This is a genomic window from Streptomyces sp. NPDC029216 (genome assembly GCF_040648015.1).
GTDB lineage: Bacteria > Actinomycetota > Actinomycetes > Streptomycetales > Streptomycetaceae > Streptomyces.
Genome location: NZ_JBEZWL010000225.1, coordinates 1 through 8,099 on the forward strand (window position 1 = coordinate 1; position 8,099 = coordinate 8,099).

3 protein-coding genes and 4 pseudogenes are annotated in these 8,099 nt (G+C 68.7%); 4 read left to right on the forward strand and 3 right to left on the reverse strand.

Going from position 1 to position 8,099, the window contains the following annotated elements; all coding sequences use genetic code 11:
- Positions 1 to 94: 94 nt before the first annotated feature.
- A pseudogene (locus AB0F18_RS37370) lies at positions 95 to 223 on the reverse strand (transporter); the annotation flags it as partial.
- A 271-nt stretch (positions 224 to 494) separates the two neighbouring features.
- Between AB0F18_RS37370 and AB0F18_RS37375 the strand changes: the two are divergent.
- Complete coding sequence (locus tag AB0F18_RS37375) at positions 495 to 1,838, forward strand: endonuclease domain-containing protein (protein ID WP_362069438.1); 1,344 nt, start codon at positions 495 to 497, stop codon at positions 1,836 to 1,838.
- A gap of 197 nt (positions 1,839 to 2,035) precedes the next feature.
- Positions 2,036 to 2,203, forward strand: a pseudogene (locus AB0F18_RS37380) (transposase); the annotation flags it as partial.
- 568 nt (positions 2,204 to 2,771) lie between these two features.
- Here AB0F18_RS37380 and AB0F18_RS37385 read toward each other — a convergent pair.
- Positions 2,772 to 2,900 (reverse strand): hypothetical protein, encoded by a 129-nt coding sequence (locus AB0F18_RS37385; RefSeq protein ID WP_362069444.1) that lies wholly within the window; start codon positions 2,898 to 2,900, stop codon positions 2,772 to 2,774.
- On the opposite strand from AB0F18_RS37385, the pseudogene AB0F18_RS37390 reads away from it, so the two are divergent.
- Positions 2,847 to 3,281: pseudogene (locus AB0F18_RS37390) on the forward strand (protein kinase); the annotation flags it as partial. The gene AB0F18_RS37385 and the pseudogene AB0F18_RS37390 overlap by 54 nt on opposite strands.
- A gap of 50 nt (positions 3,282 to 3,331) precedes the next feature.
- Positions 3,332 to 6,349, forward strand: coding sequence for a hypothetical protein (locus tag AB0F18_RS37395; protein WP_362069441.1), 3,018 nt, complete (start codon positions 3,332 to 3,334; stop codon positions 6,347 to 6,349).
- Positions 6,350 to 6,709: 360 nt separating this feature from the next.
- On the opposite strand, the pseudogene AB0F18_RS37400 reads toward AB0F18_RS37395, so the two are convergent.
- Positions 6,710 to 7,855 (reverse strand): annotated as a pseudogene (locus tag AB0F18_RS37400) (IS256 family transposase); the annotation flags it as partial.
- Positions 7,856 to 8,099: the final 244 nt, after the last annotated feature.

The window sequence follows — 8,099 nt, forward strand, 5'->3', positions numbered from 1 at the left end:
AATCCACACCAGGCCAGAAGGCCCTCACCCATTTCAAGATCTCTCAGCCGAGACCTGCATCACCCGTCCACAACCTCCCTGGACAGAACACCTAGGACGCGGCCGTAATCCCGAGCCGGTCGCGGACCAGGTGCTCGAACTCCGACCGGTGGTCCATTAGCCACGAGAGGTAGAACAAACCCTGGTTGATGACACCGGCGTCAACGCCACGCTTGTACTCGACATTACCGACCGCAGGAGCTCGCGCACCGGCTCTGAACTGCGACTTCTCATAGACTACATGTCCGACGGGGAGTTGGGGGCATTGCTAAAACTCGTCCGAGCGGTCTCGGTGTTGACGGTCGTCCTGCAGGTCTCCTGCAGTGTCCTTCGAGGATCTGCCGGTGACGCTGTTCTGCCACCAGATGCTCAGGCAAATAGAGTTGCGGGCGGCGGCCCAGTTGGCCGAGGCGCTTGGGACCCGTTGCCGCGTTGCGGGCCGTTAGCCTGTCGGTATGTCAGAGCGTGTCATGCCCGGTCGCACGGACGGCCTGATCACCCTGGTTGCCGCGGACGCTCTGTGGGTCGATTTGACGGCCGACAGTGCTGTGCCGACGGCTTCTGGGGCATTCACCTGCTCTCCTGCCCGTGCCCAGGTGAGGTACGTCCTGCTCGGCGGCCACGTGGTGGCGATGGTGAGGGCGAGCAACGGTCAGTGGAGTGTTCCGGAGGTTGAGGTGCGCCGGGCGGCCGCGGAACTGAACGTGGTTGGGATGGATCGGCAGGACCTGGTCCGCATCGGTCCGTTTCGTGGGGCGCCGAGGCAGAAGTGCAACGAGGAAACGCCGCTGCGTTGGCGCCAGCGCATCACGGGGGAACTGCAGGAGCTGGGCGGCCCCGAGCGGGCAGCACGACGTGAAGTCGGCCGGCCGTACCATCTGGCGGGGATTGACTGGCGACAGATACTCGTGGAGCAGACCCGCGACGGGGCACAGCGCACGTGGTGGCTGCCGCGCGCTGTGGTCAGGCTGCTGGACGCGGCCGAGCACGCCGAAACGCAGTGGGTGCAAGCCGCGCGGACCCGACAGGCAAGCGCAGCCGTCACCGAGCCGCCTTCCCACACCCGGCAGGCCCGAGACGCCGGCGGTCGGCCGAAGACGGGCCCCGAGGGCCCCACCGCCTCACTGCGCCCGTACAACAAAGAGCTGGAAGGCCAGCTGTACTCGGTGCTCAGCAGGAAGCCCGGTACCTCCCGCAGGGTGGCTGGGTGGGCGTGCGCCGTCTGCCGCACTGCGCCCGCCACCGTACTCGACCACTGCCACGAACACGGCTACGTCCGCGCCCCCGTCTGCCAGTCCTGCAACACACGGGAACGCCCCGACCACCTGTACAGCAACGACATCCGCGTGGCGAACCGCTACACACGCCTCTTCCACACCGACACCGACGACTGGCTCCGCCACTGGCATCGCTGCCCCGGCTGTCGCGCACGCACCACCCTGCCCCTGCCGCACCTCGCCGCATGGACCGCCCACATATTCTGCGAATCGCTGCGCCCAACCCACCGCGCCCCGCGCGGGCGCAAGCCCTGCGGTGTTCTGCGCGTGTCCTGGACGGGCAGTCAGAACGCGCCCCGTTCCTGCCTGCTCACTGTCGCCGTCGACTTCTGCCCCTCCGGCGAGCACCGTGTCCTGGCGCGAGTCCCCTACCGCGAAGCCGCCGAGCGGTTTCGTGTCTGGTTGGCCGAGACGGCCCCTGCCGTGGCCGCCGCGGCCGGTCCTGACCGCCTGGACGGCCTCCCTGCCCAGTTCCGGCCAGTCATCGCGGACACCAGCGGCGAGGACCTAGAACTGTTTTGAGCGGGCACCGGGAGACCTGACACCCCGCCGTCACCTCGCAGCTGCTGGCTCCCGACACGGTCACCCCGCACGCCCCAGAGAAATGTGCAGCAGAGTCCTGCGGCGCAGTGCGCGTCACAAGATCGGCGCGCTGCTTGTCACCAAGGCTGCCGGGAAACCAGCGGGCCAATCGACACCGCCGTGGCATCCGAGGAGGGCGACCTACGGTCTTCGACAAGGAGATGTACAGACGCCGGAACGAGGTCGAGCGCACGATCAACCGGCTCAAGCACTCCAGGGCTGTCGCGACGCGGTATGACAAGCGCGCCTACGTCTTCCACGGCACCGTCACCGTCGCGTCGATACGCCTATGGCTCAGGCCCTGAACCGCCGCACGGGGTACCTACAGCAGATCCAGGATGGAGGCGCTCCACCCAAGGGCCTCAGGCGTGTGCCAGCGAGGCCGCTCTCGTGTCCCGGCCATGGCCCGGCCCGCCGCTAACGCTTGCCGGTGTGCCGGCTGATGTTCCTGGACCCGTTCCCACAGCACCATCGCCTGCGGGTGACGGCCAGTGCAGACGAGGAACTCCAGGGTGACCGCAGCTGCCTCCAACCGATCGCGCACGTTCATCTCAGGCCCATGCCGCATCGACGGGCGACAACTCTCGTCCGCGCCGTAGGCTCACCCCATGCCCGCCGACGACAGCCCGCAGAGCACCGTCAAGCACTGGCGGGACTGCACGGACGCTTACGACTTCCTGGAGCAGATCCGCCTGAGGAGTAATCGTCAGACCTGTGGATCGGTTGATCTCAGTAGGGTCGGGGACTGCGCAGTGGCTAACGCTCCCGGACGAAACTGGATGGTCTTGGTCCCGCCTGGCGCCCACCCATACTGAAAGACTATTCTAGATTTTCTCTCTGAGGGATCCAGGAGGCATGGTCTTGGTGACACCGTTACTTCCCGGCGATCCACGGCAGTTGGGAACTTTCTATCTCGATGGCCGCCTCGGTGCGGGTGGCCAGGGCGTGGTGTATGAGGGCTACGACGCGGACGGCGAACGGGTGGCAGTCAAGGCGCTGCACCGCGTGGACGACGGCGACCGCGAGCGGCTCCGCAAGGAGGTGCAGGCCTGGCGCCGGGTGGCGCCGTTCTGTACCGCCAGGATGCTCCACGCCGATCTGGAAGGGACCGTCCCGTTCGTCGTGAGCGAGTACGTGGCCGGGCCGGACCTACGGCATGCGGTCTCCGACGACGAGCCCTACGGCCCGGAGGAGCTGCGCCGCCTGGCCATCGGCGTCGCCACCGCGCTGGTCGCCATCCACCGGGCCGGAGTGGTGCACCGGGACCTCAAGCCCGAGAACATCCTCCTCGGCCCCGACGGGCCCCGGGTGATCGACTTCGGTATCGCCCGGATCACCGAAGCGAGCGCCACCGAGGGCCTGCCCATGGGCACCCTGCGCTACATGCCGCCCGAGCGCTACCGCGGCGAGCACGGTGACGGCAAGGTCGACGTGTGGGGCTGGGCGCCGTCGTCCTCTTCGCCGCGACCGGCCGCCCCGCCTTCGACGGCGAGAACGCTGCGGTGCTGGCGTACCAGGTGGCCACGGACGAACCCGACACCTCGGCACTGGAGGAGCCGCTCCGGACCCTGGTGTCGGCCGCGCTGTCCAAGGACCCCGCGGACCGGCCTACTTCGGAGCAGCTGCTGCTGTCCCTCGTCGGCCGGGCGGACCTCGCCGCCGTCGTGGAGGGGGTCGCTCCGGGCAAGCCCCTGGAACCGGCCGAGCCCTCCCGCTCGGAACTGGCGGAGGCGGTGTTCGCGGGCCTGGGCTCCAGGGCGCAGGAGGCGGTCTCCCCCGTGCTGCTGCGCCTGGTCGCGCCGGGCGAGCGGGCCGAGGACACCCTCCGCTCGGCGCGCCGGGCCGAGTTCTCCGACGGCCAGACCCCCGAGGAGGTACTGGAGCAGGTCCTGCACGCCTTCACCGAAGCGGGGCTGCTGGTCTGGGAGGACGGGGCCGCCGCGCTGTCGAGCGCCGCCCTGATCCGGGCCTGGCCCCGGCTGCGCGACTGGGTGGAGGCCGAACGCCCCGGGCTGGCCGTGCACCAGCGGCTGTCCGCGGCGTCCCGGGTCTGGGACGACCACGGGCGCAAGAACGGCGACGTGCTGCAGGGTACGGCTCTGGAGCACGCCAGGGACTGGGCGGCGACCGCTCGCCGCCAGCTCACCCTCAACCGCACCGAACGCGAGTTCCTGGACGCCGGATCCGCTCTGGCCCGGCAGCGCGGCCGTCGGCGCGTGCTGCTCAGCGCGGTGCTGGCCGCCCTGCTGGTCATCACGGTCGGCGCCGGCGCCGTCGCGTTCGACCAGCGGAAGGCCGTCATCGCCGAGCGCCAGACGGTCACCGGCCAGCGTGACCGCGCAGTCTCCGCCCAGGTGGCCGGCGCGGCCCAGGCCGTCCGCCGCACCGATCCGCAGCTCGCCCGGCGGCTCGCGGTGGCCTCGGCGCGCCTGGCCGGCACGAGCGAGTCGTGGTCAGCGCTGCTGGCGCTGCGCAATCAGTGGGAGGACGACTCGGTGAAGCTACCCGGGTTCGTGGCGACGAAGTTCGACCTCGACGCCACCGGGCAGACCCTGATGGCCGCCGAGGACACCCGCGTGGAGTTCTGGAACGTAGACAGCCGCGTGCGGACCGGCTTCTACACCGCTCCGGCCAGGATCCAGCGCGTCGACCTGTCCGACGACGGCAGGACGGCCGCCGTGAGCACCGAGGACGGATACACGCGCGTGCTCGACGTCGCTGGCGCCCGGCTGCGTGACACGCACACCTTCGCCACCGCCAAGCAGGCCGGCGGATACTGGCCCGCAATGAGGCTCAGCCCTCTGGGAACGTATCTGATGGTCGAAACGCTCGATGCCGATCTGAAGTCGACCCTGACGGTGTGGGACACCCGCACCGCCGAGCAGAGACTCACGGTGAGCTCCTACGGACCCGTCTTCCTCCTGATGGATTCCTCGTTCTCCCCCGACGAGGCAGTGCTCTCCCTCCCCGGCGGCAAGGATCACCGGTTCACCTGGATCGATACGCGCACCAAGAAGGAACTGCCCGTCCCCATACCCGACGAAATCATCAAGGCCGAGGACATCCAGGGTCCCGTGGTGTTCAGCCCGGACGGGAAGAAGGCGGCCGTGCGCGTCAAGGGCGGCACCATCAGCGTGTTCGACCGCGTCAGGGGTTGGGCCGGCATCGACCTCAAGGGCGCCGAGGACGCCACGGACTACCCCATCTACTTCAGCCACGACGGAAAGTACGTCGTGCAGAACGCCGTCGTCTGGGAGGTCTCGCTCGTGGCCGACGGTCCTGTGATGCGCTACCAGACCACCCAGAGCGAGTGCTACCCGCTGACGGCCCTGCGTTTCACGGCCGACGGCTCCAAGCTGCGGTGTGTCGGAACCGACGGTGTCCTGCGCACGCTCGACGTCAGCGCCTTCACTCGTCCCCCCGCGGAGACGGACGGGTATTTCCAGGAGGGAGCGGTGAGCGCCGACCGGAAGACCCTCGCGCTCCCCCATGGCGACTCCATCGACATCTGGTCCCCCGTCTCGCGGACCAAGCGCGCCACCGTGGCCTCGGACGACGGTAGCTCGGGACACGGCATGGAGAAGATCGAACTCAGCCATGACGGGCGCCTGGCCGCCGTCCTCAGATACACCACGATCGAAATCTGGGATACGACCAGGGCCAAGAATCCGATCCTCGGCAGACTGTCGGTCCTGGAACCGGACCGGCGCGACGGAGCGACGACGGCGTTCGCGTTCTCGCCGGACGGAAAGTCCCTCGCCGTCCAGGTCGTGACGAAGGACGAGGTCAACACGCTCACGTTCTGGGATCTGACGACCATGCGACGGATCCGCGAGGTGAGCGCCAACCTCGGCTATCCGGGCAACGGAGGGGCCGTCATATTCCAGCCCGACGGCGCGTCCGTCATCGCCGCCCCGATGTTCGGCAGGGTCGCCTTCCCCTCCGGCGAGGTCATCACCAAGGGCAGCCCGAGCCTGGAAGTGGACTCCCTCAGCGACGACGGCGCCACGCTCTACACCCACGCCCGGGGCTACCGCCCCTACATCCGGCTCTGGGACGCCCGGACGCTCCAGCCAGTGGGGCAGGACCTGAGCACGGGTCCGGTGTCCCCTCCCCTTTCCGCGCCGGAGCGGGTGACCGCCGCCTCGCCGGACGGCCGCCTGTTCGCCACCGTGCACGAATCCCAGCCCGGCTACCAGATCAAGGTGTGGGACAGCCGCACCCGGACCCAGCTCGGGGTTCCCCTGACCGGGCCCCCGAAGGAGATCGTCGTGCTCGCGTTCACGCCCGACGGTTCGGCCGTGACAGCCGTGGACAAGAACGCCAGGCTCTTCACCTACGCCGTCGCGCCCCCGCAGTTGATCAAGGACCTCTGCGCCCGGTCGGGCGCCCTCACCGAGCAGGAGTGGAGGACCCACATCCCCGACGTGCCCTACCGCAAGACCTGCTGATCGCCTGCCGATCACAGGCCCCGGCGGCGGCCGTCCGTGGTCGGCAGGTCTCCGGGCTCGACGTTCAGGCCCGCCCAGAGGAGCTTGGCCCAGATATCGTCGGCGATCAGCCGTGGGTCCGGGCCCCTCGGGGCGCGAACGCTTCGCGGCGTTCTCAGGGCATGAGCGGGTCGAACCGGTGAGGGATCACTTCCCATTCGTGCAGGTCACGGAAGAATGCGCGGGGCACTTTGAGATAGCCGGAGTAACTTCCGTTGTGGTGGCGTGATCGCGACGAGTTCGATCTCAAAGCCGTCGTCGTTCTCCAGGTAGGCGGCGTAGTGCTGCTGGCCGCCGACGTGCGGATGCCGGTCGGGGAACGGCCTGGGCGGACTCGACGAGCTTGAACACCATCGCCAGGGCCGCCGCCCGGCTGCCGGCGCCCTTGGTGACCTTCGTCCGCAGGCGGACGGTGGCGAAGGTCGACTCGATCGGGTTGGTGGTCCGCAGGTGGATCCAGTGCTCGGCGGGGAAGTCGTAGAACGCCAGCAGTACGTCCTGGTCATCGACGATCTTCTTGACGGCCTTGGGGAACTTCACGCCGTACTGCCCGGCGAAGACTTTGACGGCCTTCGCGGCGTGCTCGCGGTCCTCGGCGTTGCAGATGTCCTGGATCGCTTTCTTCGCCGCGGGCTGGGCCGGCTTCGGGAGGCTGTCGAGAACGTTCGCGGTTTTGTGGACCCAGCACCTCTGATGGTGGGTTTCGGGGAACACCTCGCTGATCGCGTTCCAGAATCCGAGGGCGCCGTCGCCGACGGCGAGGACGGGGGCGCGCATGCCGCGCCGCTGGCAGCCCGCAGCAGGTTCGCCCAGGACTCGGAGGATTCGCGGTAGCCGTCGGCCATGGCGATCAGTTCCTTGGTGCCGTCCGCACGAACGCCCATCAGCACCAGGACGCAGGCTTTGGCCTGGTCGAGGCGTATGCGCAGGTGGATGCCGTCGGCCCAGACGTAGACGTAGTCGGTGGCGGACAGGTCGCGTTCGCCGAACGCGGTGTGGTCGGCCTGCCACTGCGTGGTGAGGCGGGTGACCGTGGCCGGGGAGAGGCCGGCTGTCGAGCCGAGGAACTGCTCCAGCGCGGGCACGAAGTCGCCGGAGGACAGGCCGTGCAGGCAGAGCAGCGGCAGTACCTCGCTGATCTTCGGCGATTTCCGGCACCACGGCGCCAGGATCGCCGAGGAGAACCGCTTGCGCTCACCCGTGGCTTCGTCGACGCGCTTGTTGTTCACGCGCGGGGCCTGGACCTCGACCGTCCCGGCCACGGTGGTCACCTTGCGTGGCTGGTGGTGTCCGTTGCGGACCACCAGCCGACGCCCCTGTCTTGCGTTCGTCAGCTAACTCGGCTATGTAGGCGTTGACTTCGGCCTCCAGCGCGGCGGCCGGCATCCGCCTCGCTCCCTCCCGCACGATCTCGTCGATCAGGGATCCGTTCGGCGTGGTGCCGTCTTCGTTGACTACGCTGAGCACGGGCGTGCCTTCCCGACGGACGCAGCAACGTCGGCCTACTCGATGACCATCAATCGATCACTCGGGAAGGTACGCCTTTCGCGTCCCACCCCGAGGCCGATCCACAGGTCTTGAGCATTGCTCTGTCGGGCGACACCAGAGCGTCAGCACTCGGCGCTCCGCGTCCGTCCTGAGCACCTGCTTCGCCGGCCATCGACGCTTCTGGACACGGGTGGACGGGTTCTGGACAGAGTGACGCACCGTC